Annotated in this window: 23 protein-coding genes; 6 read left to right on the forward strand and 17 right to left on the reverse strand. The window is 63.5% G+C overall.

The features are described 5' to 3' along the window. The first annotated feature begins 283 nt into the window (after positions 1-283). Genes PVZ80_RS04115 through PVZ80_RS04125 form a run of 3 tightly spaced genes read left to right on the forward strand, consistent with a single transcriptional unit; the run spans position 284 to position 2,794 of the window. On the forward strand, positions 284-1,291 hold the full coding sequence (locus PVZ80_RS04115) for a methionine ABC transporter ATP-binding protein (protein ID WP_016703914.1): 1,008 nt from the start codon (positions 284-286) through the stop codon (positions 1,289-1,291). Continuing rightward, positions 1,291-1,965, forward strand: a complete 675-nt coding sequence (locus tag PVZ80_RS04120; RefSeq protein WP_009046271.1) for a methionine ABC transporter permease — start codon at positions 1,291-1,293, stop codon at positions 1,963-1,965. Before PVZ80_RS04115 ends, PVZ80_RS04120 begins: the two co-directional genes overlap by 1 nt. Before the next feature lie 55 nt (positions 1,966-2,020). Beyond that, positions 2,021-2,794 carry a MetQ/NlpA family ABC transporter substrate-binding protein gene (locus PVZ80_RS04125; protein ID WP_009046270.1) on the forward strand — a complete coding sequence of 258 codons (774 nt, stop codon included), beginning with the start codon at positions 2,021-2,023 and terminating at the stop codon, positions 2,792-2,794. Positions 2,795-2,983: 189 nt separating this feature from the next. Here the strand turns inward: PVZ80_RS04125 and PVZ80_RS04130 are convergent, their stop codons facing one another. The 5 genes from PVZ80_RS04130 to PVZ80_RS04150 are packed head-to-tail and all read right to left on the reverse strand — an operon-like array spanning position 2,984 to position 6,892. Next, positions 2,984-3,619, reverse strand: coding sequence for an SCO family protein (locus tag PVZ80_RS04130; protein ID WP_009041520.1), 636 nt, complete (start codon positions 3,617-3,619; stop codon positions 2,984-2,986). After that, positions 3,616-4,515, reverse strand: coding sequence for a heme o synthase (gene cyoE / locus PVZ80_RS04135; protein ID WP_009046269.1), 900 nt, complete (start codon positions 4,513-4,515; stop codon positions 3,616-3,618). The genes PVZ80_RS04130 and cyoE overlap by 4 nt, the downstream gene beginning before the upstream one ends. After that, complete coding sequence (locus PVZ80_RS04140) at positions 4,503-5,582, reverse strand: COX15/CtaA family protein (RefSeq protein WP_007924313.1); 1,080 nt, start codon at positions 5,580-5,582, stop codon at positions 4,503-4,505. Before PVZ80_RS04140 ends, cyoE begins: the two co-directional genes overlap by 13 nt. Positions 5,583-5,592: 10 nt before the next feature. Beyond that, positions 5,593-6,186 carry a hypothetical protein gene (locus tag PVZ80_RS04145; RefSeq protein ID WP_273863454.1) on the reverse strand — a complete coding sequence of 198 codons (594 nt, stop codon included), beginning with the start codon at positions 6,184-6,186 and terminating at the stop codon, positions 5,593-5,595. Further along, on the reverse strand, positions 6,152-6,892 hold the full coding sequence (locus PVZ80_RS04150; protein WP_273863455.1) for an SURF1 family protein: 741 nt from the start codon (positions 6,890-6,892) through the stop codon (positions 6,152-6,154). Before PVZ80_RS04150 ends, PVZ80_RS04145 begins: the two co-directional genes overlap by 35 nt. Before the next feature lie 69 nt (positions 6,893-6,961). On the opposite strand from PVZ80_RS04150, the gene PVZ80_RS04155 reads away from it, so the two are divergent. Beyond that, positions 6,962-7,165 (forward strand): twin transmembrane helix small protein, encoded by a 204-nt coding sequence (locus PVZ80_RS04155; protein WP_016703917.1) that lies wholly within the window; start codon positions 6,962-6,964, stop codon positions 7,163-7,165. Between the two features lie 8 nt (positions 7,166-7,173). Here the strand turns inward: PVZ80_RS04155 and PVZ80_RS04160 are convergent, their stop codons facing one another. The 4 genes from PVZ80_RS04160 to coxB all read right to left on the reverse strand — a co-directional run bounded on the left by PVZ80_RS04160 (position 7,174) and on the right by coxB (position 11,606). Beyond that, entirely contained in the window at positions 7,174-8,061 is an 888-nt protein-coding gene (locus tag PVZ80_RS04160) for a cytochrome c oxidase subunit 3 (protein WP_009046266.1), read from the reverse strand. Between the two features lie 34 nt (positions 8,062-8,095). Beyond that, entirely contained in the window at positions 8,096-8,650 is a 555-nt protein-coding gene (locus PVZ80_RS04165) for a cytochrome c oxidase assembly protein (protein WP_009046265.1), read from the reverse strand. Between the two features lie 144 nt (positions 8,651-8,794). Continuing rightward, a complete protein-coding gene (gene ctaD / locus PVZ80_RS04170; protein ID WP_009046264.1) occupies positions 8,795-10,396 on the reverse strand; it encodes a cytochrome c oxidase subunit I in 1,602 nt (533 codons plus the stop codon). An 82-nt stretch (positions 10,397-10,478) separates the two neighbouring features. Next, positions 10,479-11,606 (reverse strand): cytochrome c oxidase subunit II, encoded by a 1,128-nt coding sequence (gene coxB / locus PVZ80_RS04175; RefSeq protein WP_009046263.1) that lies wholly within the window; start codon positions 11,604-11,606, stop codon positions 10,479-10,481. 372 nt (positions 11,607-11,978) lie between these two features. Here coxB and PVZ80_RS04180 point away from each other — a divergent pair, with 372 nt between their 5' ends. After that, a complete protein-coding gene (locus PVZ80_RS04180; RefSeq protein ID WP_009046262.1) occupies positions 11,979-12,629 on the forward strand; it encodes a hypothetical protein in 651 nt (216 codons plus the stop codon). Positions 12,630-12,761: 132 nt separating this feature from the next. Here the strand turns inward: PVZ80_RS04180 and PVZ80_RS04185 are convergent, their stop codons facing one another. From PVZ80_RS04185 to PVZ80_RS04210, 6 genes are all read right to left on the reverse strand, one after another. Then, positions 12,762-14,330 carry a SulP family inorganic anion transporter gene (locus PVZ80_RS04185; RefSeq protein WP_016703919.1) on the reverse strand — a complete coding sequence of 523 codons (1,569 nt, stop codon included), beginning with the start codon at positions 14,328-14,330 and terminating at the stop codon, positions 12,762-12,764. Positions 14,331-14,419: 89 nt separating this feature from the next. Then, complete coding sequence (locus PVZ80_RS04190) at positions 14,420-15,154, reverse strand: carbonic anhydrase (protein ID WP_009046260.1); 735 nt, start codon at positions 15,152-15,154, stop codon at positions 14,420-14,422. 244 nt (positions 15,155-15,398) lie between these two features. Continuing rightward, entirely contained in the window at positions 15,399-16,457 is a 1,059-nt protein-coding gene (locus PVZ80_RS04195; protein ID WP_016703920.1) for a PA0069 family radical SAM protein, read from the reverse strand. Positions 16,458-16,620: 163 nt separating this feature from the next. Beyond that, entirely contained in the window at positions 16,621-17,946 is a 1,326-nt protein-coding gene (locus PVZ80_RS04200; RefSeq protein WP_009046258.1) for a c-type cytochrome, read from the reverse strand. A 12-nt stretch (positions 17,947-17,958) separates the two neighbouring features. Further along, on the reverse strand, positions 17,959-19,743 hold the full coding sequence (locus tag PVZ80_RS04205; protein WP_009046257.1) for a GMC family oxidoreductase: 1,785 nt from the start codon (positions 19,741-19,743) through the stop codon (positions 17,959-17,961). Positions 19,744-19,745: 2 nt separating this feature from the next. Beyond that, positions 19,746-20,495, reverse strand: coding sequence for a gluconate 2-dehydrogenase subunit 3 family protein (locus PVZ80_RS04210; RefSeq protein WP_009046256.1), 750 nt, complete (start codon positions 20,493-20,495; stop codon positions 19,746-19,748). Between the two features lie 305 nt (positions 20,496-20,800). Between PVZ80_RS04210 and PVZ80_RS04215 the strand changes: the two genes are divergently transcribed. After that, entirely contained in the window at positions 20,801-21,457 is a 657-nt protein-coding gene (locus PVZ80_RS04215; RefSeq protein ID WP_041987870.1) for a phosphatase domain-containing protein, read from the forward strand. A gap of 135 nt (positions 21,458-21,592) precedes the next feature. Here the strand turns inward: PVZ80_RS04215 and PVZ80_RS04220 are convergent, their stop codons facing one another. Both PVZ80_RS04220 and prlC read right to left on the reverse strand, forming a co-directional pair. After that, positions 21,593-21,880 carry a YheV family putative zinc ribbon protein gene (locus PVZ80_RS04220; RefSeq protein ID WP_009046254.1) on the reverse strand — a complete coding sequence of 96 codons (288 nt, stop codon included), beginning with the start codon at positions 21,878-21,880 and terminating at the stop codon, positions 21,593-21,595. After that, the gene (gene prlC, locus PVZ80_RS04225; protein ID WP_041987873.1) at positions 21,877-23,928 is read right to left on the reverse strand and encodes an oligopeptidase A; all 2,052 of its coding nucleotides are present in this window, start codon (positions 23,926-23,928) and stop codon (positions 21,877-21,879) included. Before prlC ends, PVZ80_RS04220 begins: the two co-directional genes overlap by 4 nt. Between the last annotated feature and the right edge of the window lie 9 nt (positions 23,929-23,937).

Raw genomic sequence — 23,937 nt, forward strand, 5'->3', positions numbered from 1 at the left:
GAGCAAGCGGGCGGCGATCCGACTTGCCCGCGATGGACGATAACGCGGTACTACAGATGACCGTGGCGCCCCCATCGCACGCAAGCTGTGCTCCTATACAACATCTCGCCGCAATCGCCTTGGGCTCCCGCTCCCAGAGCCGGTGCCATAACCTTTGATCGCGTTATTGCCAAATCGAAGGATGAATACAAAATAAATGCTAAGAACCTCTATACGGACAGGCTAAAATGCGCGCCCGGCTAACCGCTGATCCTTTTCTAACGCGCCCCACAAGGTTCGCTACGTGATCGAGTTTCAAAACGTCCATAAAACCTACCGGGTCGCCGGTAAGGATATTCCCGCCCTGCATCCGACCACTCTGAAGGTCGAGAATGGCCAGGTATTTGGCCTGATCGGCCATTCCGGCGCGGGCAAAAGTACCCTGCTGCGCCTGATCAACCGCCTGGAAAACCCCAGCGGCGGCAAGATCATCGTCGACGACGAGGAAGTCACCGCCCTGGACGCCAACGGCCTGCGCCGCTTCCGCCAGCAGGTCGGGATGATCTTCCAGCACTTCAACCTGCTGGCTTCCAAGACCGTGGCCGACAACGTCGCGCTGCCGCTGACCCTGGCCGGCGAACTGTCGCGCAGCGCGATCGACCAGCGCGTGGCCGAGCTGCTGGCCCGCGTCGGTCTGTCCGATCACGCCAAGAAGTACCCAGCCCAGCTGTCCGGCGGGCAGAAGCAGCGCGTCGGCATCGCGCGCGCCCTGGCGACCAAGCCGAAGATCCTGCTGTGCGACGAAGCCACCAGCGCCCTGGACCCGCAGACCACCGCGTCGGTCCTGCAACTGCTGGCTGAGATCAACCGCGAACTGAACCTGACCATCGTGCTGATCACCCATGAGATGGACGTGATCCGTCGCGTCTGCGACCAGGTGGCGGTGATGGATGCCGGGGTGATCGTCGAGCAGGGTTCGGTGGCCGAGGTGTTCCTGCATCCCAAGCACCCGACCACCAAGCGTTTCGTCCAGGAAGACGAGCAGATCGACGAAAGCGAACAGCGCGACGACTTCGCCCACGTACCGGGGCGCATCGTGCGCCTGACCTTCCAGGGCGACGCCACCTACGCGCCGCTGCTGGGCACCGTGGCCCGCGAAACCGGGGTGGACTACAGCATCCTCGCCGGCCGCATCGACCGCATCAAAGACGTCCCTTACGGGCAACTGACCCTGGCTATCACCGGCGGTGACATGGAGGCGGCCTTCGCCCACTTCACCGCGGCGGACGTTCATATGGAGGTGCTGCGCTAATGGAACTGCTGACAAGTTTCTTCGCCAATATCGACTGGTACGAAATCTGGCTGGCCACCGGCGACACCCTGCTGATGCTCGGTGGTTCGTTGCTGTTCACCGTGCTGCTGGGCCTGCCCCTGGGTGTGCTGCTGTTCCTTTGCAGCCCGCGCCAACTGCTGGAGCAGAAGAGCCTCTACGCCCTGCTGTCGCTGATGGTGAACATCCTGCGTTCGCTGCCGTTCATCATCCTGCTGATCGTGATGATCCCGTTCACCGTGCTGATCACCGGTACCTCGCTGGGTGTCGCCGGCGCGATCCCGCCCCTGGTGGTCGGCGCCACGCCGTTCTTCGCCCGCCTGGTGGAGACCGCCCTGCGCGAAGTGGACCGCGGCATCATCGAAGCCACCCAGTCGATGGGCGCGACCACCCGACAGATCATCACCAACGCCCTGCTGCCGGAAGCCCGTCCGGGTATTTTCGCGGCAATTACCGTGACAGCGATTACCCTTGTTTCCTACACCGCCATGGCGGGCGTGGTAGGCGCGGGCGGTCTCGGCGACCTGGCGATCCGCTTCGGTTACCAGCGCTTCCAGACCGATGTGATGGTGGTCACCGTGGTGCTGTTGCTGGTGCTGGTTCAAGTTCTGCAAACCGTCGGCGACAAGCTGGTGGTGCACTTTTCCCGAAAATAAGTCGGCCCTGGCCGGCAGGCGTCCGGCACCGGGCGCCTCACAAGGAGCTAGCTGGATGAAAAAACTACTCGTCGCTTTCGCCGCCGTTGCCGCGTTTTCCGCGAACGCCGCTGACACCCTGACCGTGGCCGCCACTCCGGTGCCTCACGCCGAGATCCTCGAATTCGTGAAGCCGGCGCTGGCCAAGGAAGGCGTGGACCTGAAGGTCAAGGTCTTCACCGACTACATCCAGCCGAACGTGCAGGTCGCCGAAAAGCGCCTGGACGCCAACTTCTTCCAGCACCAGCCGTACCTGGATGAGTTCAACAAGGCCAAGGGCACCCACCTGGTGAGCGTCGCCGGCGTGCACCTGGAGCCGCTGGGCGCCTACTCCAACAAGTTCAAGAAGCTCGAAGAACTGCCAGGCGGCGCCAACGTGGTGATCCCCAACGACGCCACCAACGGCGGCCGTGCCTTGCTGCTGCTGGCCAAGGCCGGCCTGATCAAGCTCAAGGACTCCAACAACATCCTGTCCACGGTCAAAGACATCACCGAGAACAGCAAGGACCTGAAATTCCGTGAGCTGGAAGCCGCGACCATCCCGCGCGTGCTGACCCAGGTCGACCTGGCGCTGATCAACACCAACTACGCCCTGGAAGCCAAGCTGGACCCGTCCAAGGACGCCCTGGTGATCGAAGGCAAGGACTCGCCTTACGTGAACATCCTGGTGGCCCGTCCTGACGACAAGGATTCGGACGCCATGAAGAAACTGGTTGCCGCCCTGCACAGCCCCGAAGTGAAGCAATTCATTCTCGAGAAGTACAAAGGCGCCGTGGTTCCGGCGTTCTGATCGGTTACAGAAACACAAACGGGGCGCCTCAAGGCGCCCCGTTTCGTTTCAGTTGCCTACCGCGCCCCCTGTAGCCGCTGCCGCAGGCTGCGATCGGCTCCGCAGGAGACGCGCTCTTGAGGGCCTCGGAAGGTGCTCCGCACCTTATCGCAGCCTGCGGCAGCGGCTACAGGACTCAGGCGTCCCGGATTATTTGCGCTGCAACATCACCGGCAGCTGGGCCACCAGTTTCTGGTTGTTCAGCGGCGCGCGGATGAAGCCGCGCTGGGTGCCGTCCGGGCCGATCACCGCGAGGTTACCGCTGTGGTCGACGGTGTAGTTGGGCTTGCTGGTATCCGCCGGAATGAACGGGATACTCACCGCATTGGCGAGCTTCTGCACATCCGCCACCGAGGTCGCGGTCAGGCCCTTGAAGTCCTTGTCGAAGTAGCCCAGGTACTGTTTCAGCTGCTGCGGCGTATCGCGGTTCGGGTCGACGCTGACCAGCACCACCTGCAGGTTGTCCACCGCCTCCTTGGGCAGCTCGCTCTTGATCTGGCGCAGCTGGGCGAGGGTGGTCGGGCAGATGTCCGGGCAGAAGGTATAGCCGAAGAACAGCAGGCTCCACTTGCCCTTGAGCTCATTGAGCACCACCGGCTGGCCTTCCTGGTCGGTCATCTTCACATCCGGCAGGTTGCGGCTCTGGGGCAGCAGGATGATCCCGGCGTCGATCAGCGCGGTCGGGTCCCCCTGGTTCTTGCCGGTCAGCACTTTGTTGACGGTGAGCCCCAGCACCAGGGCCACCAGCGCCACGAGAATAAAGACGGTTTTCTGAGTTCGAGTCATAGGTTCAACAATAGGTAGTGGTCTACGAGCAGCGCGATAAACAGCAGGAACAAGTAATAAATAGAGTACTTGAAGGTGTTGATCGCCGCGTGCGGCCGACTGCCACGGTACAGCACCCAGGCCCATTGCAGAAAGCGCGCGCCCAGGCCCAGGGCGCAAATCAGGTAGAGCAGGCCGCTCATGTGGATCGCATAGGGCAGCAGACTGACCGCCAGCAGGGCGAAGGTGTAGAGCAGGATATGCACCTTGGTGTAATGCTCGCCGTGGGTCACCGGCAGCATCGGGATGTCGGCCTTGGCGTATTCCTCCTTGCGGTGAATGGCCAGGGCCCAGAAGTGCGGCGGGGTCCAGGCGAAGATGATCAGCACCAGCAGCAGCGGTTCGGCCGTCACATGGCCGGTGGCCGCGACCCAGCCCAACAGCGGTGGCGCAGCCCCGGCCAGACCGCCGATCACGATGTTCTGCGGGGTCGCCCGCTTGAGGAAACCGGTGTAGATCACCGCATAACCGAGCAGCGATGCCAGGGTCAGCCAGGCAGTCAGCGGGTTGGTGAACGCCAGCAGCAAGGCTTGCCCGGCGATGGCCAGCAGCAGGGCGAAACCCAGCGCCGCCGGCGGCGATACCCGGCCTTCGGCCAGCGGCCGTTTGTGGGTGCGCGCCATGACCGCGTCGATCCGCCGGTCCACCACATGGTTCACCGCTGCCGCCGCACCGGCGCACAGGGCGATGCCCAGGTTGCCGAACACCAGCACCGTCCACGGCACCCCGGCACGGGTGGCGAGGAACATGCCCACCAGCGAGGTAATGAGCATCAGCACCACCACCTTGGGTTTGGTCAGCTCCAGGTAGTCACGCCAGATCGCCTGGCGGTGACGCTCGCCGATCAGAGTCGCCATGGCATTTCTCCTTTAATAGTGATGGGCCCGGCGGCGTGTTTGCGCGGGCTCAGGCGCCAGCCCAGCGGCAGGTGCGAGCGGGCGCGGACCAGGCTGGTACGGGCGTGATAGTTGACCAGCACCAGGGTCAGCAGCAGCGCCGCGCCACCCGCGTTATGCGCCACGGCCACCGGCAGCGGCAGGTGGAACAGCACATTGCTGATGCCGAGGCCGATCTGCGCCGCCAGCGCCACCAGCACCAACCCGGCGAGGCGGGTCATGCCCACATGCTTGAGTTGCCAGGCCAGGCCGAGCAACACCAGGGTCACCAGCAACGCGCCGATGCGATGGGTCAGGTGGATGGCGGTGCGGGCGTCGCTGTCGAGCTGCCCGCCCAGGTAGTTGGGGCCGATGTGCTGGGTCAAGTGAAAACCGTTGGCGAAATCCGCCGCCGGCCACCACTGGCCGTGGCAGGTCGGCAGGTCGATGCAGGCCACCGCCGCGTAGTTGGAGCTGACCCAGCCGCCCAGGGCGATCTGCCCGATCACCAGCACCAGCCCGGCCGTGGCCCAGTACTGCAGGCGGCGCGGCACGATCAGCGCCGGCAGCACCCCGGACAGGCGCAGCGTCAGCAAAAACAGCAGGCTCAGGGTGGCGAAGCCGCCCAGCAGGTGCGCGGTGACCACCTGCGGCCACAGCTTGAGGGTCACCGTCCACATGCCGAACAAGGCCTGGGCGAACACCACCGACAGCAGGAACAGCGGCAACTTCAATGGTTGCCCGGGATGATGCCGATGGGTCCAGGAGCGTGCCGCCAGCAATACGATCAACAGGCCCAGGGTACCGGCGAAATAGCGGTGGATCATCTCGTTCCAGCCCTTGTGGGCTTCCACCGGGGTGTCGGGAAAATGCAGCTCGGCATGGGCCAGCTGGGCTTCGCTTTTCGGCACGCTGATGAAGCCGTAGCACCCCGGCCAGTCCGGGCAGCCGAGGCCGGCGTGGGTCAGTCGGGTATAGGCGCCGAGCAGCACCACGATCAGTGCCAGCAAGGTGGCAAACAAGGCGAGGCGAAATCCAGGTTTGGCCATGACGATGCCCTTATCCGATGTTCGACAGTTTCAGCAGATGGCGCAGGTCGTTGAGCAGGTCCTTGCCCTTGACCCGGGCGTCGTAGCGCAGGACCAGGTTGCCGTGCGGATCGACTATCCACAGCAGCGGCGCGCCCTGGTCATTGGCGCCCTTGGTGAAGGTCGGCAGGTCCAGTGGGTAGCGTTGCAGTTGCGGGTATTCGCGCTGCAGCTTGGCCTGGTAATCGGTGTCCAGCGGCTGGGCGGCGGCCAGGGCGTGGCTGGCCCGGGAGGCGTCGCGGCCCAGGGAGATCTGGATCTGCCGCGCCAGGTACACCAGTTGCTGGCAATCCACCGCGCAGTCCCTGGGCGCGGTGACCAGGATCTGCCAGCGCGTCTCGTCGGCCTGGACCCCGATATCGGCGCGGCTCTGGCCGTTGCCGATCAGCTCACCGTGGTAGCTGCGGCTTTCCGGCACCCAGAACTGCAACTTGTACATGCCGGTGGCGAGGATCATCGGGCCGATCACCATGGCCACGATCAGCAGCAGCTGCCAGCGTCCGCGGCGCCGGTTGTGCGGCGCCTGGGCCTCAGAAATGTTGGGTGGATTCATGGCCGCTCCCATGGTGTTTCTCCCTTGCGTTATGCCATCCGAGATAGAGGTACAAAGCGCACAGGGCCAACGCCATGGCGAACCACTGCACGGCGTAGCCCAGATGTTTTTCCGGCCCCATGGCCACCACCGGCCATTCGGTCATGTAGGCGCCCGGGCCAGCCTCCTGGCGCAGCTCGTAGGCGAAACCGCTGCGCCCCAGCTCGCTCCAGAGCCTGGCCGGATCGACCGTCGTCACCAGCCGCGGCCACTGGGCATTGCGCGGATCGGCATGCAGTTGAAAGGTCGCGCCGGGGGCGACATAGACCCAGGCGTCAAGGTCCAGTGGTTGTTCGGGAGTACTGAATACCGGTGGCGTGCGCCGGTCCGGCCAGGGCAGCCAGCCACGGTTGAGCAACAGCCATTGGCCGCTGGCCTGGTCGAGAAAGGGTTGCAGCAGCTCGACCCCGACTTTGCCTTCGTGCATGCGGTTATCCAGCAGCAGGCTGTGGGCTGCATCGAAGCTGCCATGCACTCGCACCCGGCGGAACGCCGGATCAGGGGCAGCCTGCAGCTCATCCACGCTCAAAGGCTCGGCCACCCGCCGTTCCGCGTAGCTGGCCAGCAGCTCGCGCTTCTGTTCGCCCCGGCCCAGTTGCCAGAACCCGAGCGTCACCAGTACCGGCAGCAACGCCAGCACCACCAGGGTCGGCAGCACGCCCGGGCGAAAGCCGTTCATGGCAGCGCCCGAAAGTGGCGAGATCGACTGGCTATACTCAAGCGCATCGCGTTTCCCCTGGAGCCCACCATGCTTAAAGCGGCAATCGTCCTGTTGCTGATCGCCACGCTCATCAGCCTGTTCAGCGGCCTGTTCTTTCTGGTCAAGGACGACAGCAGCTCCCATCGCCTGGTCAGGTCGTTGACCGTGCGTGTGTGCCTGGCCGCGCTCACCGTCGGCTTGATCGCCTGGGGCTTCTTCAGCGGCCAGCTGGTGTCGCACGCGCCCTGGTAACCCCGCGCTCAGAGCACGTAGACGAAGACAAACAAGCCGATCCACACCACATCGACAAAGTGCCAATACCAACTGGCCGCCTCGAAACCGAACTGATGCTCGGCGTCGAAGTGCCCCTTCATGATGCGCATCAGCATCACGAACAGGATCAGCGTGCCGATAGTCACGTGGGCACCGTGAAAGCCGGTGAGCATGAAGAAGGTGGCGCCATAGATGCCCGAACCCAGGGTCAGCCCCAGCTCGTGGTAGGCGTGCAGGTACTCCTCGGCCTGGAAGCCGAGAAAGGCACAACCCAGCAGCACGGTGATCGCCAGCCAGATTTTCAGCGCGCCGCGATGGCCGTTCTTCAGGGCGTGGTGGGCGATGGTCACGGTGACGCTGGAACTCACCAGCAGCACGGTGTTGAGCAGCGGCAGGCCCCAGGGGCTGATGACTTCCTTGGGCGGCGGGAACAGCTTGGAATCGGGGTTTTCGAGCAATGGCCAGACGAACTCGAAGTTCGGCCAGAGCATGTGCGCGATGCCCTTGCTGCCTTCGCCACCCAGGGCCGGGCCGGCGATCTGGCGCACGTAGAACAGCGCGCCGAAGAAGGCGATGAAGAACATCACTTCGGAAAAGATGAACCAGCTCATGCCCCAGCGGAACGAGCGATCCAGCTGGGCGCTGTACAAGCCAGCGCGACTTTCCTTGATCACCGCGCCGAACCAGCCGAACAGCATGTAGGCCAGCAACAGGCTACCGACGAAGAAAATCAGCGGGCCATGGGATTCCGGGCGCGCGGCCTTGAGGTCGTTGAACCAGGTGGCCAGGCCGAACACGGTAACGAACATGCCCACGGTGGCGATGATCGGCCACTTGCTCTGGGCGGGAACGTAATAATGCTCATGAGTTGCCATTTATTGTTCTCCTTATCGGGCACGCTTGAACGTCTTAACCGCCGGTGTTGGTGCTCACGGCCACCGGTGGATGACGCGCGGTGATATCGAACAGCGTGTAAGCCAGCGTCAGGTGCTTCACATCCTTGGGCATGTCGCGGTCAACGATGAAACGTACCGGCATCTCGATCTGCTGACCGGGCTGCAGCACTTGCTGGGTGAAACAGAAGCATTCGGTCTTGTGGAAATACATCGCGGCGCTGCTCGGCGAAATGCTCGGGATCGCCTGGGCGCTCATCGGGCGGTCGCTGGGATTGCGGGCGATGAAGATCATCTCGTTCACCGCGCCCGGATGGACCACGATGTCGTCGGCCTTGGGATAGAAGTCCCAGACCATGTCGATCGCGTTGGTCGACAGGAACTGCACCCGCACCTGGCGCGAGACATCCACCTGCTGCTCGCCGGAATACTGCCCGCCGGTCTTGCCGTTGATGCCCAGTGCCTTGCACATCACGTCATAGATCGGCACCAGGGCAAAACCGAAGACGAACATCGCCGCCACCACCAGCAACAGGCGGGTGACCAGCTTCTTCATCGAGATCTCAGCCATGAGCGCGCCCCCTTGTAGGAGCGAGCTTGCTCGCGAAAAAATCACCAACGATGACTCGATGAGGCTGATAGCGCGCCACTTCGTGGCTATCGCGAGCAAGCTCGCTCCTACAGGAGGAGGTCAGCGGGTATCGCGGCAGGCTGTTCATTTCACTTCCGGCGGCGTGGTGAAGGTGTGGTAAGGCGCCGGCGACGGCACGCTCCACTCCAGCCCTTCGGCACCGTCCCAGGGCTTGGCCGGTGCGGGTTGGCCGCCACGGATGCACTTGATGACGATGAACAGGAAGAAGATCTGCGTCGCGCCGAAGGTGAACGCGCCGATGGACGACACCATGTTGAAATCGGCGAACTGCAGGTTGTAGTCCGGGATCCGCCGCGGCATTCCCGCCAGGCCGACGAAGTGCATCGGGAAGAACGCCATGTTCATGCCGACGAAGGACAGCCAGAAGTGCAGCTTGCCCAGGGTTTCGTCGTACATATGCCCGGTCCACTTCGGCAGCCAGTAATAGGCCGAGGCGAAGATGCCGAAGATCGCGCCCGGCACCAGTACATAGTGGAAGTGCGCGACCACGAAATAGGTGTCCTGGTACTGGAAGTCCGCCGGGGCGATGGCCAGCATCAGCCCGGAGAAGCCGCCGATGGTGAACAGGATCACGAAAGCCACGGCGAACAGCATCGGCGTCTCGAAGGTCAGCGAGCCCTGCCACATGGTGCTGACCCAGTTGAAGACCTTGACCCCGGTCGGCACCGCGATAAGCATCGTGGCGTACATGAAGAACAGCTCGCCCACCAGCGGAATGCCGACCACGAACATGTGGTGCGCCCAGACGATGAACGACAGGAAGGCGATACTCGCCGTGGCGTAGACCATCGAGGTGTAGCCGAACAACGGCTTGCGCGAGAACGCCGGGATGATTGCGCTGACGGCGCCGAAGGCCGGCAGGATCATGATGTACACCTCGGGGTGGCCGAAGAACCAGAACACATGCTGGAACAGCACCGGATCACCGCCACCGGCGGCACTGAAGAAGCTGGTGCCGAAGTGGATGTCCATCAGCATCATGGTCACGCAGCCGGCCAGCACCGGCATCACCGCGATCAGCAGGAACGCGGTGATCAGCCAGGTCCAGACGAACAGCGGCATCTTCATCAGGGTCATGCCGGGGGCGCGCAGGTTGAGGATGGTGGCGATCACGTTGATCGCACCCATGATCGAGCTGATGCCCATCAGGTGGATGGCGAAGATGAAGAAGGTCACGCTTTCCGGCGCGTAGGTGGTGGACAGCGGGGCGTAGAAGGTCCAGCCGAAGTTGGGTCCGCCACCGGGCATGAACAGGGTCGAGACCAGCAGCAGGAACGCCGCCGGCAGCAACCAGAAACTGAAGTTGTTCATCCGCGGCAGGGCCATGTCCGGCGCGCCGACCATCAGCGGGATCATCCAGTTGGCCAAGCCAACGAAGGCCGGCATCACTGCGCCGAAGACCATCACCAGGCCGTGCATGGTGGTCATCTGGTTGAAGAATTCCGGCTGCACGATCTGCAGGCCGGGCTGGAACAGCTCGGCGCGGATCACCATGGCGAACGAGCCGCCGAGCAGGAACATGGAGAAGGCGAACCACAGGTACAGGGTGCCGATGTCCTTGTGGTTGGTGGTCAGCACCCAGCGCATCAGGCCCTTGGCGGGGCCGTGGGTATGGTCATGATCGCCAACGACTGCATGACCGTGCTCATCGCTCACAGCGTTCATGGCCTGTCTCCTGTAAACGGTTGGGCTGGACGATCGAGGGCAGCACGCCCCGAGCGGCTGCGGGAACACGCAATGGACCGGGTCATTTGCTTTCCGCCTGTTTCAGAGCCAGGACATCCTTGGGCGTCACCATGTCGCCCTTGTTGTTGCCCCAGGCGTTACGTTCGTAGGTGACCACCGCCGCCAGGTCGACTTCCGACAGCTGCTTGCCGAAGGCCGCCATGGCGGTGCCAGGCTTGCCGTGGAAGACGATGTTCAGGTGATCCGCCACCGGCCCGGTGGCGATCTTCGAGCCCTTGAGCGCCGGGAACATCGGCGGCAGGCCCTGGCCCTCGGCCTGGTGACAGGCCACGCAGGTGGTGTGGTAGACCTTGTCGCCGCGGGCCACCAGCTCTTCGAGGGTCCATTCCTTGCTGGTCAGTTCCTTGAGCTTGAGGGCCTCGGCCTTGCGTTCGCCCAGCCAGGTGTCGTAGTCGGCCTGGGTCTTCACATCGACCACGATCGGCATGAAACCGTGGTCCTTGCCGCACAGCTCGGCGCACTGGCCGCGATACAGGCCGGGCTTGTCGACCCGGGTCCAGGCTTCGTTGACGAAACCGGGGATCGCATCGCGCTTGACCGCGAAGGCCGGGACCCACCAGGAATGGATGACGTCGGCGGAGGTCACCAGAAAGCGCACCTTGGCGCCGATCGGCAGCACCAGCGGCTGATCGACTTCCAGCAGGTAATGCTCGCCCTTGGCGCTCTGGTTATGAATCTGTTCGGCGGGGGTGGTCAGGTTGCTGAAGAACTCGACGTCCTGGCCCAGGTATTTGTAGTGCCACTTCCATTGATAGCCGGTGATCTGGATGTCCACATCCGGCTCACTGGCGTCGTACATCTTGATCAGGGTCGCGGTGGCGGGAACGGCCATGGCCACCAGGATCAGCAGCGGCACCACCGTCCAGAGGATTTCCACCGTCGTGCTTTCATGGAACTTGGCGGCCACCTGGCCGGTGGAGCGGCGGTGCACGATCATCGACCAGAACATGGCGCCGAAGACAATGACGCCGATCACCACACAGATCCAGAAGATGGTCATGTGCAGGTCGAATACCGCGTGACTTATATCAGTCGCTCCAGGCGCCATATTCACGGTCCAGGCGCCATGCGCCTGGCTGAATACCGACCACAACAGGAGGCCCATCCAGACTTGTGGATGTCGCATCATTGCGGGTTCCCCTTATCGTTCTTGTTATCCCGCCGGCTTTCACCTGCGGCCAAGGGATCGGCTGCCCAGACTACGAACTTAAACCGCCGAGCCTTCGCTGCACATGCAGTCGGGCGTCATCAGCTAACTTCATACAGCCCCGAGTATAGACAGCGACTTCGACCTCGCAACGCGGTGCCGTAAATCCACTGAAACAGTTTGCCGCGGCCTTATAGGCCACGGTTGGAAAGGGATAGGGGATGAGTGATGGCGAAGCGATATAACTCAGACGACTAACCATGAAATAATTATGAGAAATACGTCTTAAGCGATTTCGTGAGCAGGCTAACTTATGTCTTCCCTAATTAATTGCCCTTGTTTCCTGGAGTATTCATGAACACCGCCGCATTGCGCGAGCAGATCCAACGAGCCCATCAACATGAGTCCAGCACCGGGCATTTGCGCCGCCAGCTGGAAACCCAATTGCCACACCTGCACCCCGCCATCCAGCTCCCCGAACTGGACGCCCAGGGGGTGATGACCCGTTTTGTCGCCGCTTATATCGATCAGGTTCCCGACCTGCTGGACGCCGCCAACGAAGTCGCGCGCGAAGCCGGCATCGAGTCGCAGATCAAGCCGGTGCTGAAGATCGCCGAGCAGTTCTTCCTCCAGCCGCCCGCCATCATGGCCGGCCACGAAGGCCTGGACAGCCTGCTGGACGAAGCCTATCTGGCCCATCGCCTGGTGGAAGAGGTCAACGACCTGTACATCACCCATTTCGGCCAGCCGCTGATCCCGCTGGACACCACGGTGGCCAACCTGATCGCCCACCAGTTGATCGGCGAAACCTTCGCCAACCAGCTGGACGAAGCGGTGCACCATGCGGTCGACGCGATGCTCAATGAAGAAAGCTTCGCCCTGGAGTCGGTCGAGGCCTACCGTGAGAAGCTCAGCAGCCCCGACACCGACGCCGCCTGGAAACGCTGGCCGTGCCTGTCGCGCCAGTTGGGCGTGGAGCTGGAGCTCGACCAGCCGGCTGCCTGAGGATTGCAGGTGGCGGCCCTGTAGCCGCTGCCGCAGGCTGCGATCGACCGGCACGGTCGCAGCGATATCACCGCCGCTGAAGGCCCTTCGGACCTTATCGCAGCCTTCGGCAGCGGCTACAGGGCTACAGACTTACGCCCGGCTCAAGCCTTTCGCCTCCAGCTTCGAGGCCGGGCTCACGCCGACGTTGGTGTGCAAACGCCCCTCCAGCCGGCGCTTCAACCCGCGCGACTCGATCACCAGCTTCGAGCCCTTGGCCGCATTGGCCCGTCCCCACTCCTCGAGCAGTTCCAGGCAGGCATGGTCGATGTAGCCCAGGTTATTGAGCGGCACATGCACCGTGGTGCCCGGCGGGATGCTGCCCAGTGCCTGGGTCAGGGCCGGCACCTTGAGGAAGGTCGCGGCGCCTACCAGGCGCAGCTCCATTTCGCCTTCGGCGGGCAGGTCCACCAGGCTGATCTTCAGTCGCGAAGCGCCCCAGGCCAGCTTCACCAGGGTCAGGCCGAAACCGATCAGCACACCGGTCAGCAGGTCGGTGAAGACAATCGCCAGCGCGGTCACGCCGTAGGTCAGCATCGGCATCGGCCCATAACGGCCCAGCTTGCGGAACGACTTGAGGTCCACCAGCTTGAACCCGGTGTACACCAGCACGCCCGCCAGGCTGGCCACCGGAATGCTTTGCAGCACGCTGGACAGCAACAGCACGAACGCCAGCAGCCACAGGCCGTGGAAGATCGCCGACAACCGCGTGGTCGCGCCCGCCTGGACGTTGGCCGAACTGCGCACGATCACCCCGGTCATCGGCAAGGCGCCGAGCAACCCGCAGAGCATGTTGCCGATCCCTTGCGCCGACAGTTCACGGTCGAAATCCGAACGTGTACCGCTGTGCATGCGATCCACCGCGGCAGCGGACAGCAGGGTTTCGGCGCTGGCGATAAAGGCCACGGCAAAGGCTGCGATCAGCAGTGTCGGGTCCGCCAGGTTGAGCAGGTCGGCCGGGCGCAGCCAGTCGATTGCCTCGGCGAGGTTTTCCGGTACCTCGACCCGCTTGACCTGCAGCGCCAGGAGCAGGCTGGCAAAGGTCGCCAGGCCGACACCCAGCAGGGCGCCGGGGATGAAGCGCAGCGAATGCGGGCGCAGTTTTTCCCACAGGAACATCACCGCCATGGTCGACAGGCCGAGCAACCCGGCCTGCCAGCCAAAGCCGCCGCCCAGGCTGGGCAAGGCTTGGGTCACCGCCTCGGGGAAACCCGCGAGGTTATCCAGGCCGGACGCCTGGGGCTGGGCATCGAGCATCACGTGCACCTGGGAGAGCACGATCAACACCCCGATCCCGGCAAGCATGCCGTAGACCACCGCTGGCGCCGTGACCCGGAACCAGCAGCCCAGGCGCAAGCGCCCGGCCACCAACTGGAGGAAACCCGCCAATAGCAGGATCGGCCCGAGCATGGCGATACCGTGCTGGCGCACCAGCTCGAACACCAGGACCGCCAGCCCCGCGGCCGGACCGCTGACCTGCAAGGGCGAGCCCGCCAGCCAGCCCACTACCAGGCCACCGATGATCCCGGTGATCAGACCCTTGGCCGGCGGCATGCCGGAAGCGATGGCAATACCCATGCACAAGGGCAGGGCCACCAGGAACACCACCACGGAAGCGAGCAGCTCCCGTGGCAAAACAGCTTTCAGTTGTGCTGCACGCATGATGATTCTCCCGAACTTTTTTCAGGCGTGGCAAAGCCTGACCGCACTGACAGCAGTCATGGCTGAACCCCACTGGGATTTAGGAGGATTTAGAAGCGCGCTTTAGGCGTCGCAACCGGGATCGGATGGCGTCCGTCCAACGGCAGGAAACACCCTTGATCCGCGTCGTAGGCTTTGATTTCGCTGGTTTCGATGTTGTACACCCAGCCATGGATGAACAACTGGCCGTTGGCCATGCGCGAAGCCACCGAAGGGTGGGTGCGCAAATGCTGCAACTGGGCGATGACGTTCTCTTCGGTCAGCACATGCATGCTGGCGTTCTCGTCGGCGCAGTCGCAGTTCTCCTGGACCATGGTCTTGGCCACTTCGGCGTGGCGCAGCCAGGCTTTGACCGTCGGCATCTTTTCCAGGCTCTGCGGGTTGAGCACCGCGCGCATGGCGCCGCAGTCGGAATGGCCGCAAACGATGATGTGGTGCACACCCAGCGCCATGACCGCGTATTCGATGGCCGTGGACACACCGCCGTTCATCTGCCCGTAAGGCGGTACCACGTTACCGACGTTGCGGGTCACGAACAGGTCGCCCGGGGCGCTCTGGGTAATCAGTTCGGGAACGATGCGCGAATCCGCGCAGGCAATGAACATCGCCCGCGGCCGCTGGGCCGTGGCGAGTTTCTTGAACAGTTCTTCCTGCTGTGGGAAGACCTCGTGATGAAAATGCAAAAAGCCGTCAACGATTATCTGCAGCGCTGCATCGGCGCTTTCGGCGACCTCCGTGGACGCTGAAGCCGACGCAGCCAACGGCTGTTTATCCTTGTCACTCATGATTCATCCCCTTTTGACGGATTAGGTGAATTTTCCAGTTTTATCCGGCACGACGCCAGCGATTGATCAAAAAACGACCAGACCGCCGACAGCGACCCATCGGTCACTCGGTGAACAAGGTAGCCTTCCAAACTTAACTCAAACTGAACGGAGCGCTCTAAAACGCCACTATTGGCGATGCAAAAAGGTGACCAGCCTATAGAGCCAGGTGCACCGGCACTACTCCACCATAGGCCAATAACCCCTACAGCAACGACATCTGCCCACCCGGCGGACAGAAGGCCGTGCAATCGAGGTTGTAGCCTTCGCGCCGATCGAGCCCCAGGCGTTTGCTGGCCTTGGCGAAACGCTGCGCCAACAGGGCCGCGAAGGGGCCTTCGCCGCGCATCCGTGCACCAAAACGGCTGTCGTACAGCTCGCCGCCGCGACACTGGCGGATCAGGCTCAGGACATGGGCCGCCCGCTGCGGGTAATGGGCGTTGAGCCATTCCTCGAACAGCGGCGCCACTTCCAGGGGCAGGCGCAGCATCATGTAGGCCGCGCTTTGCGCGCCCGCGGCATGGGCCTCGGCGAGCAGGCTTTCCAGCTCGCTGTCGTTGATCATCGGAATCATCGGCGAACACAGCACCCCTACGGGAATCCCCGCCTCGCGCATCACCCGGATCGCCCGCAATCGCGCCTTGGGCGCCGCCGCCCGGGGTTCGAGGATGCGCTTGAGCTCGTCGTCCAGGGTGGTCAGGCTGATCATCACCGCCACCAGCCGCTGCTCGGCCAGCTCGACCAACAGGTCGAGATCGCGCAGGATCAGCGAGCCCTTGGTGACGATGGTCACCGGGTGCCGGTAGCGCAGCAGCACCTCCAGGGTCCGGCGGGTCAGTTGGTGCTCACGCTCGATGGGCTGGTAGGGGTCGGTGTTGGAACCCAGGTTGATCGGCGCGCATTTGTAGCCGGGCTTGGACAGCTGCTGTTCCAGCATTGCCGCGGCATTGGTTTTGGCGATCAGCTTGGTCTCGAAGTCCAGCCCCGGCGACAGGTCCCAATAGGCATGACTGGGCCGCGCATAACAGTAGATGCAGCCGTGCTCGCAACCGCGATAGGGGTTGATGGAGCGGTCGAAGGGCAGGTCCGGCGAGCTGTTGCGGGTGATGATGGATTTCGCCGTCTCGAAGCGCACCTCGGTGCCCTGGGTCAGCGGGGCTTCCTGGTACCAGCCGTCATCGAAGGCCACCGAGCGCTGGGGCGCAAAACGGTTGTGCGGATTGGTCGCGGTGCCACGGCCGCGTGGGGGCAGGGGGCTGAACATGGGAGGCGCTCCGATACTGTATTCATATACAGTATCGGAGGTTCGAATTTCTGCAAAGCGCCGTCGGGCGGAGCGCGCCTTCGGCGCTGATCGCGAGCAAGCCCGCTCCTACAGAGAACACACGCATCCCTGTAGGAGCGAGCTTGCTCGCGAAAAAGGCCGGTTAGCCACCGCTGTGCTTGGTCCCCTGCCCCAGATCGTCATTCGAGGTGCTTTGCAGGTCGCCCTTGCGCAGCCCCGCCACGTCCGCGGCGTTCACCTCGGAACCCTGGTTGCCCCAGCTGGTGCGGATGAAGTTGACCACATCGGCCACCTCCTGGTCCGACAGCCGCCAGGCGAAGGCCGGCATGGTGAAGGTCGATGGCGCGGTATGAGTCGCCGGCAAGGTGCCGCCCTTGAGCACGATATTGATCAGCGACGTGGCATCGGCGCTTTGCAGCACCGGGTTGCCCGCCAGCGCCGGGAACACCCGGGTATAGCCATGGCCGTCGGTACGGTGGCACGCCGCACAGTTGTCGACATACACCGACGCCCCCGGCTTGCTGTCGTCACCTTTCCACAACGCCTCGGCCACCGCCTTGTCGTACTGGTGCGGCTGGTCGTTGGCATCCACTGCCGGCAGCGACTTGAGGTAACGGGCGATGGCCGTCAGGTCCTCTTCGGACATGTACTGCATGCTGTGCACCACCACGTCGCTCATGCCGCCGAACACCGCGCCACGATCACTACGACCGGTCTTGAGGAACTGCACCAGCTGCTCTTCGCTCCAGCTGCCCAGGCCGTCCTTGTGGTCGCCGCGCAGGCTCTTGGCGATCCAGCCTTCCAGCGGCGCGCTGCCGGCCAGGAAGTGGCTGCCTTCGCTGGCGCTCAGGGCCTTCTCCTGCATGGTCAGGGCGCGCGGCGTGTGGCAGGCGCCACAGTGGCCGAGGCCCTCCACCAGGTAGGCACCGCGACTGACCACCGGGTCTTCGCCTGCCTTGGCCTGGCCGTTGCCTTGCAGGTCCGCCACGCTCGGCGCGAACATCCAGCGCCAGCCCGCCAACGGCCAGCGCATGCTCAGCGGCCAGGGGATGTCGCTGTCGCGGTTCTCCTGGACCACCGGCGCCACGCCTTGCATGAAGTAGGCATACAGCGCCTGCATGTCGGCGTCGCTGACCCGCGCATAGGACGGGTAGGGCATGGCCGGGTACAGGCTGCTGCCGCTCTTGGCCACGCCATGGCGCACGGCCTTGTCGAAGTCGTCGAAGCTGTACTCGCCGATGCCGGTCTTGTCCGGGGTGATGTTGGTGGAGTAGATCATGCCGATCGGGGTTTCCATCGGCAGGCCGCCGGCGAACGGCTTGCCGTCCTTGGCGGTGTGGCAGGCCACGCAGTCACCGGCGCGGGCCAGGTATTCGCCCTGCTTGATCAAGGCTTGCCGATCGGTTTCGGCGGCGCTGAGGGAAGCGCTGCCGAGCAGGGCCAGGGTCGCGATAACGAGGGTTTTCATGGTCATCGCTCCTTATGCCTGGACCAGCGGGCCGGGGTTCTTCAGGTACTGCTCGCGGATCGCGCGGGCCGACCAGTAGGTCAACGCGGCCACCAGGCCGGTCGGGTTGTAGCCCAGGCCCTGGGGGAAGGCCGAAGCGCCCGGGACGAACACGTTGTGCACGTCCCAGCTCTGCAGGTAACGGTTCAAGGCACTGGTTTTCGGGTCGGTGCCCATGATCGCGCCCCCGTTGAGGTGGGTGGTCTGGTAGGACGCGGTGTTGAAGTGCTCACCGACCTTCTTGCCCAGCACCGCGATGGCCTTGGGGTTCATCGCCTCGGCGATCTTGCCCATCTTCTCGACCATGAAGCGGTTCATCTTGATGTCGTTTTCCTGCCAGTCGAAGGTCATGCGCAGCAGCGGCAGGCCGTAGGCGTCGCGGTACACCGGATCGAGGTCGAGGTAGTTGCCGCGGTAGGACTGGTGGGCGCCGTGGGCGTCCATCGACACCTGATGGGTGTAGTAGTCGGCGGTGGCCTTCTTCCAGGCGCTGCCCCAGGCCGGGGTGCCCGGTGGGTTGGAGGTCCCGGCGATCGGCCGGCTGCCAGCCTGGTTGACCCAGAACGGCGAGCCACCGACGAAGCCATGCGGGCCGTGGTCGAAGTTGTCGGCGTTGAAATCGTCCACCGCCACGCCATTGCCGCCGGCACCGATGAAGTTGTTGGTGTGCACGTCCTTGTCGAAGTAGGCCTTGATGGTGGCCATGTTCTGGTAGGCGAAGTTCTTGCCCACCACGCCTTCGCCGGTGATCGGGTCGTACGGCTTGCCGATGCCGGACAGCAGCATCAGACGCACGTTATGGAACTGGAAGGCACCGAGGATCACCAGGTCCGCCGGCTGCTCGATCTCGCGGCCCTGGCCATCGACGTAGGTAACGCCGGTCGCGCGGGTCTTGGTGCTGTCGAGGTTGACCTTGAGCACGTGGGAGTTGGGGCGCAGCTCGAAATTCGGCAGCGGCTTGAGGGCCGGCAGAATGTTCACGTTCGGCGAAGCCTTGGAGTACATGTAGCAGACATAGCCGCTGCAGAACCCGCAGAAGTTGCACGGCCCCATTTGCGCGCCATAGGGGTTGGTGTACGGCCCCGAGGTGTTGGCCGACGGCAGGTTGTAGGGCTTGTAGCCGACTTCGCCGGCGGCTTTCTGGAACAGCTGGGCGGAGTAGGTGTTCTTCTGCGACTCCAGCGGGAAATGGTCCGAACGGTCCGGCGCGTAAGGGTTGCCGCCCTTGCCTTCACCGACCAGCTGGCCTTTCACGGTCCAGGCCTGACCTGAGGTACCGAAGACTTTTTCCGCGTAATCGAAGAACGGCTCCAGCTCTTCGTAGGTGACGCCGAAGTCCTGGATGGTCATGTCCTTGGGAATGAAGTTCTTGCCGTAGCGCTCTTCGTAGTGGCTGCGCATACGCAGCTCGATCGGGTCGGCGCGAAAATGCACGCCGGACCAGTGCAGGCCGGCACCGCCGACGCCGTTGCCCGGCAGGAACGCGCCCAGCTGGCGGTTCGGCAGGGCCACGTCGTTGACGCTGTGGCGAATGGTCACCGTTTCCCGGGAGATGTCCTGGAAGAGTTTCTTGCGCACGCTGTAGGTGAGTTCGTCGATCACCTGCGGGTAGTTGCCGTCCGGGTAGGTGTCCTGCATCGGCCCGCGCTCCAGCGCCAGCACGTTGAGCCCAGCCTCGGTCAGCTCCTTGGCCATGATCGCGCCGGTCCAGCCAAACCCGACGATCACTGCGTCGACCTTCTTCATTACCGTTGCCATGCTCAAGCCCTCTCGCCGCGAATCGACACTGCCGGGAAAGGGTATTGCTCGTTGCGTTCCACCCAGTCCATGAAATCGGCGCGCGCGCCGGGGAAGCCGATCAACGTCCAGCCGACCATGCCTTTATTGCCGCCGTGGATCGGGTCGCAGAAGAACCCTTCCTTGGTGTTTTGCAGCAGAAGGTTGAAGAAAATCTTCGGCGGAACGCTGTCGAATTGGGGTTTTCCCGCTTCGAGCTGCTTGAGCAAATCGTCTCGGGTAGCGCTGTCTTGCGCGGCAAATGTTTTACCGTTGAAGGCTTTCGACCAAGCATCCGTCGCGGCAATGCCCAGGCGGTAGATCTCCTTGGGTACCAGCTTGCTCTGCCAGCCCATCTCCGGCGCGGCGTCGGCGTTGAACGGGCCTTGCATGTACCACAGGGCACCCGCGGCGTAGGGGGTGTTCATCTGCCGGTCGATGTATTCCGGCACGCCGGCTTCCAGGGCACCCGGGCCTTGTTCGTCGGCCGGGATCAGACGCTCTACCGCGGCCTGGACAAAGGCCCATTCTTCGGCGGTGAAATAGCTTGGCTGGTAAGCGTCAGCATTGGTGCTGACCGGGGCTCGGGCCGGCTCGACCGGCTTGGGCGCTTCGGGCGCGGCCATCAGCATCGAGCTGCCCAGGCCGGTACTGGCGACCGTGACCACCGGGATCAAGGTCAGGGATTTGCGCAGAAACTCACGCCGCGGGTTGTCTTGATCGTGATCAGACATGGGGGTGCACCTCACACTAGGCATTCACGGGTTGGGCAGCCGCGTCATGGCGTGGCTTGTCGTTCTGGCGGCGCAACGGGTCGATCCCGAGGCCGAGGAAAGCACAGTTCAGCAAATTTTGGTTACAAATGGTAGCAGGCTAAGCATTCGAATAAATCGTTTGCGTTGCAAAAAAGTCGCGATTGCCGAGAAAAAACCTCTATCGCAGCGACTTCACGTTTCTTTGACGAGCGCCTCACAGGGCGTTGACCGGTCCGGATGGAAGCTAGGCTCTCTCCACCCCATTTCCGGTCACGGCCTTCTGCATGCACAACTCTCGTATCCTTCCCGCTCTCTGCCTGTCCCTGCTGACGCTGCTCGCCTGGCCCCAGGCGCAGGCCGCCGAAACCGGCACGACCCGCCCGGCCCAGTGGGCCCAGCCCGTGGAAACCCACTACAACCTGTACCAGATGTCGCCGACGCTGTACCGCAGCGCCTTGCCGGACGGCGGCGCCGTGCCTTTGCTGGAAAAACTCAAGGTGGGCACGGTGATCAACTTCCTGCCGGAATCCGATTCCAGCTGGCTGCAGGCCCCGAGAATCAAGCAGGTGCAATTGCCTTACCGGACCAATCACGTGGATGACGCCGACGTGCTGGCGGCCTTGCGCGCGATCCAGAGCGCCGAAAGCGACGGCCCGGTGTTGATGCACTGCAAGCACGGCTCGGACCGCACCGGACTGATGTCGGCGATGTATCGAGTGGTGGTTCAGGGTTGGAGCAAGGAGGAGGCGCTGAATGAAATGACCGGAGGCGGGTTTGGTGACAGTTCCCACTTCAAGGACGGCATTCGCTACATGATGCAGGCCGATGTCGACAAATTGCGCACCGCCCTGGCCAATGGCGATTGCAGCACCAGCGTGTTCGCCACCTGTTCGGTGAAGAGCTGGTTCGAGACGGTGAGCGTCAGCAAGCCAGCGAATTGACCGGCTGCGTGAAGCTGCAGAATTGAGCTTCGACCGCATCCCGGTAGGAGCCAAGCTTGCTGGCGATCAAAGCACCGCGGTGTACCTGATACACCGCTATCGCGCGCAAGCTGCGCTCCTACAGGGGATTTGCAGTTACTTGGGCTCGTCGGTCTTTTTCTTCAACTTGGGGTTGGGGAAAAACTGTACCGACTGGACCTTGGCATCCGGCACCTTGAGGGCCGTGGTGTTGACCCGCGTGCCCAGCTCCTTGGGCACCGACAGGCCCTGTTCATTCAGGGTGTCGGAATACCCGCAGGCCACGCACTCGCGATGGGGAACGTCGTCTTCGCTCCACATCATCAACTTGTCCTGCTCGCTGCACGCCGGGCAGACCGCCCCGGCGATAAAGCGTTTTTTCGTCTTCACTGGCCCCTCGCTCATGCCGCTGCGCCCTCGGTCAGGCCGCTATGGCGCAAGAGTGCGTCAATCGACGGTGCGCGTCCGCGGAAGTCGACGAACAGCACCATCGGCTCCTGGGAGCCGCCGCGGGCCAGGATCGCTTCGCGGAACGCGCGACCGGTCTCGGCATTCAGCACGCCTTCTTCCTCGAACCTCGAGAAGGCATCGGCCGACAGCACTTCGGCCCACTTGTAGCTGTAGTAACCCGCCGCGTAACCGCCGGCGAAGATGTGCGCGAAGCTGTTGGGGAAACGGTTGTAGGCCGGCGGACGCATCACCGAGACCTCGTCGCGCACGCCTTCGAGCACTTGCAGCACGGCACGGCCATCGCCGTGGGTGGCATGCAGTTCGAAGTCGAACAGCGAGAACTCCAGCTGGCGCACCATCATCAGGCCGGACTGGAAGTTCTTCGCCGCGAGCATCTTTTCCAGCAGGTCCTGGGGCAGCGGCTCGCCGGTTTCATAGTGACCGGAGATCAGCGCCAGGCCTTCCGGCTCCCAGCACCAGTTCTCCATGAACTGGCTCGGCAGCTCCACCGCATCCCAGGCCACGCCGTTGATGCCGGAAACACCGGCATGTTCGACGCGGGTCAGCAGGTGGTGCAGGCCATGGCCGAATTCATGGAACAGCGTGGTGACTTCATCGTGGGTCAGCAGGGCTGGCTTGCCGCTGTCGGCCGGGGTGAAATTGCACACCAGGTTGGCCACCGGGCTTTGCAGCACGCCGTCGAAAGTGCGGCGACGATCACGGGCGCCATCCATCCAGGCACCGCCACGCTTGTTGGCGCGGGCATACAGGTCGAAGAAGAAGCGGCCCACGTGCTGGCCGTTCTCCTTGATCTCGAACAGGCGCACGTCCGGGTGCCAGGTGTCGAAGCCTTTCAGTTCGGCGATCTCGATGCCATACAGGCGCTGGACGATGGCGAACAGGCCGCCCAGTACCTTGTCGATCGGGAAGTAGGCGCGCAGGGTTTCCTGGGCCACGCTGTAGCGCTGCTCGCGCAGCTTCTCGCCGTAGAAACCGCTGTCCCAGCTTTGCAGGTCCGGGCAGCCCTGTTCGGCGGCGTAGGCCTTGAGCTGTTGCAGGTCCTGGGCGGCGAACGGCTTGCTGCGCTTGGCCAGGTCCCGCAGGAAACTCAGCACCTGGTCGCTGGACTCGGCCATCTTGGTGGCCAGGCTCAGCTCGGCGAAGTTGGCGTAGCCCAGCAGTTGGGCCAGTTCCTGGCGCAGGTCGAGGATTTCTTCCATGACCGGGCCGTTGTCATTCTGGCCGGCATTCGGGCCCTGGTCCGAGGCGCGGGTGCAGTAGGCGGCGTAAACTTCTTCGCGCAGCGCGCGGTCTTCGGCGTAGGTCATCACTGCGTAGTAGCTGGGGAATTCCAGGGTGATCAGCCAGCCTTGCAAATCCTTGGCCTGGGCCGCGGCAGCCATCTGCGCCTTGGCCGACGCGGTCAAGCCAGCCAGGGCCGCTTCGTCAGTGACGTGCTTGGTCCAGGCCTGGGTGGCGTCGAGCAACTGGTTGGAGAAGCGGCTGCCCAGCTCGGAAAGCTTGCTCTGCACTTCGGCGTAGCGCTTCTGCTGCTCTGGCGGCAGGTCGATACCCGACAGGCGGAAGTCACGCAGGGAGTGTTCCAGGATAGTTTTTTGCGCCACGTCGAAACCGGCGGCTTCCGGGCTGCTCGCCAGGGCTTCGAAGGCCTGGAACAGCTCACGGTTCTGCCCCAGCTCGGTGGCGTAGGCGCTCAAGTCCGGCAGGCAGGACTCATAGGCTTCGCGCAGTTCGGCGCTGTTGCACACGGCATTGAGGTGGCTGACCGGGCTCCAGGCCGCGCCCAGGCGGTCGTTGAGTTCGTCCATGGCCAGCACCAGGCCGGCCCAGGTCGGTTGCGCGCCCTGGTTCTTGAGGATTTCAGCGATGGCGGCGCGGTTGTCAGCCAGGATCTGTTTGATGGCCGGCTGTACGTGCTCGGCGCGGATCGCCGAAAACGGCGGCAGGTCGTAGGGCTGCAGAAGAGGGTTGTTCACACTCACGGTTGGCAC

The sequence above is a fragment of the Pseudomonas sp. B3G-3 genome (assembly GCF_028640915.1).
GTDB lineage: Bacteria > Pseudomonadota > Gammaproteobacteria > Pseudomonadales > Pseudomonadaceae > Aquipseudomonas > Aquipseudomonas chlororaphis_I.

Excerpts from the sequence above, each read along its gene's own strand:
- PVZ80_RS04150 (WP_273863455.1), bottom strand. The coding sequence starts at position 6,892 with ATGAACGGCTTTCGCCCGGGCGTGCTGCCGACCCTGGTGGTGCTGGCG.
- PVZ80_RS04160 (WP_009046266.1), bottom strand. The coding sequence starts at position 8,061 with ATGGCAACTCATGAGCATTATTACGTTCCCGCCCAGAGCAAGTGGCCG.
- PVZ80_RS04190 (WP_009046260.1), bottom strand. The coding sequence starts at position 15,154 with ATGAGTGACAAGGATAAACAGCCGTTGGCTGCGTCGGCTTCAGCGTCC.
- PVZ80_RS04205 (WP_009046257.1), bottom strand. The coding sequence starts at position 19,743 with ATGGCAACGGTAATGAAGAAGGTCGACGCAGTGATCGTCGGGTTTGGC.
- PVZ80_RS04180 (WP_009046262.1), top strand. The coding sequence starts at position 11,979 with ATGAACACCGCCGCATTGCGCGAGCAGATCCAACGAGCCCATCAACAT.
- PVZ80_RS04215 (WP_041987870.1), top strand. The coding sequence starts at position 20,801 with ATGCACAACTCTCGTATCCTTCCCGCTCTCTGCCTGTCCCTGCTGACG.
- coxB (WP_009046263.1), bottom strand. The coding sequence starts at position 11,606 with ATGATGCGACATCCACAAGTCTGGATGGGCCTCCTGTTGTGGTCGGTA.
- PVZ80_RS04130 (WP_009041520.1), bottom strand. The coding sequence starts at position 3,619 with ATGACTCGAACTCAGAAAACCGTCTTTATTCTCGTGGCGCTGGTGGCC.
- PVZ80_RS04210 (WP_009046256.1), bottom strand. The coding sequence starts at position 20,495 with ATGTCTGATCACGATCAAGACAACCCGCGGCGTGAGTTTCTGCGCAAA.
- PVZ80_RS04145 (WP_273863454.1), bottom strand. The coding sequence starts at position 6,186 with ATGGGAGCGGCCATGAATCCACCCAACATTTCTGAGGCCCAGGCGCCG.
- PVZ80_RS04185 (WP_016703919.1), bottom strand. The coding sequence starts at position 14,330 with ATGCGTGCAGCACAACTGAAAGCTGTTTTGCCACGGGAGCTGCTCGCT.
- PVZ80_RS04155 (WP_016703917.1), top strand. The coding sequence starts at position 6,962 with ATGCTTAAAGCGGCAATCGTCCTGTTGCTGATCGCCACGCTCATCAGC.
- PVZ80_RS04195 (WP_016703920.1), bottom strand. The coding sequence starts at position 16,457 with ATGTTCAGCCCCCTGCCCCCACGCGGCCGTGGCACCGCGACCAATCCG.
- PVZ80_RS04165 (WP_009046265.1), bottom strand. The coding sequence starts at position 8,650 with ATGGCTGAGATCTCGATGAAGAAGCTGGTCACCCGCCTGTTGCTGGTG.
- PVZ80_RS04120 (WP_009046271.1), top strand. The coding sequence starts at position 1,291 with ATGGAACTGCTGACAAGTTTCTTCGCCAATATCGACTGGTACGAAATC.
- PVZ80_RS04200 (WP_009046258.1), bottom strand. The coding sequence starts at position 17,946 with ATGAAAACCCTCGTTATCGCGACCCTGGCCCTGCTCGGCAGCGCTTCC.
- ctaD (WP_009046264.1), bottom strand. The coding sequence starts at position 10,396 with ATGAACGCTGTGAGCGATGAGCACGGTCATGCAGTCGTTGGCGATCAT.
- PVZ80_RS04125 (WP_009046270.1), top strand. The coding sequence starts at position 2,021 with ATGAAAAAACTACTCGTCGCTTTCGCCGCCGTTGCCGCGTTTTCCGCG.
- cyoE (WP_009046269.1), bottom strand. The coding sequence starts at position 4,515 with ATGGCGACTCTGATCGGCGAGCGTCACCGCCAGGCGATCTGGCGTGAC.
- PVZ80_RS04140 (WP_007924313.1), bottom strand. The coding sequence starts at position 5,582 with ATGGCCAAACCTGGATTTCGCCTCGCCTTGTTTGCCACCTTGCTGGCA.
- PVZ80_RS04220 (WP_009046254.1), bottom strand. The coding sequence starts at position 21,880 with ATGAGCGAGGGGCCAGTGAAGACGAAAAAACGCTTTATCGCCGGGGCG.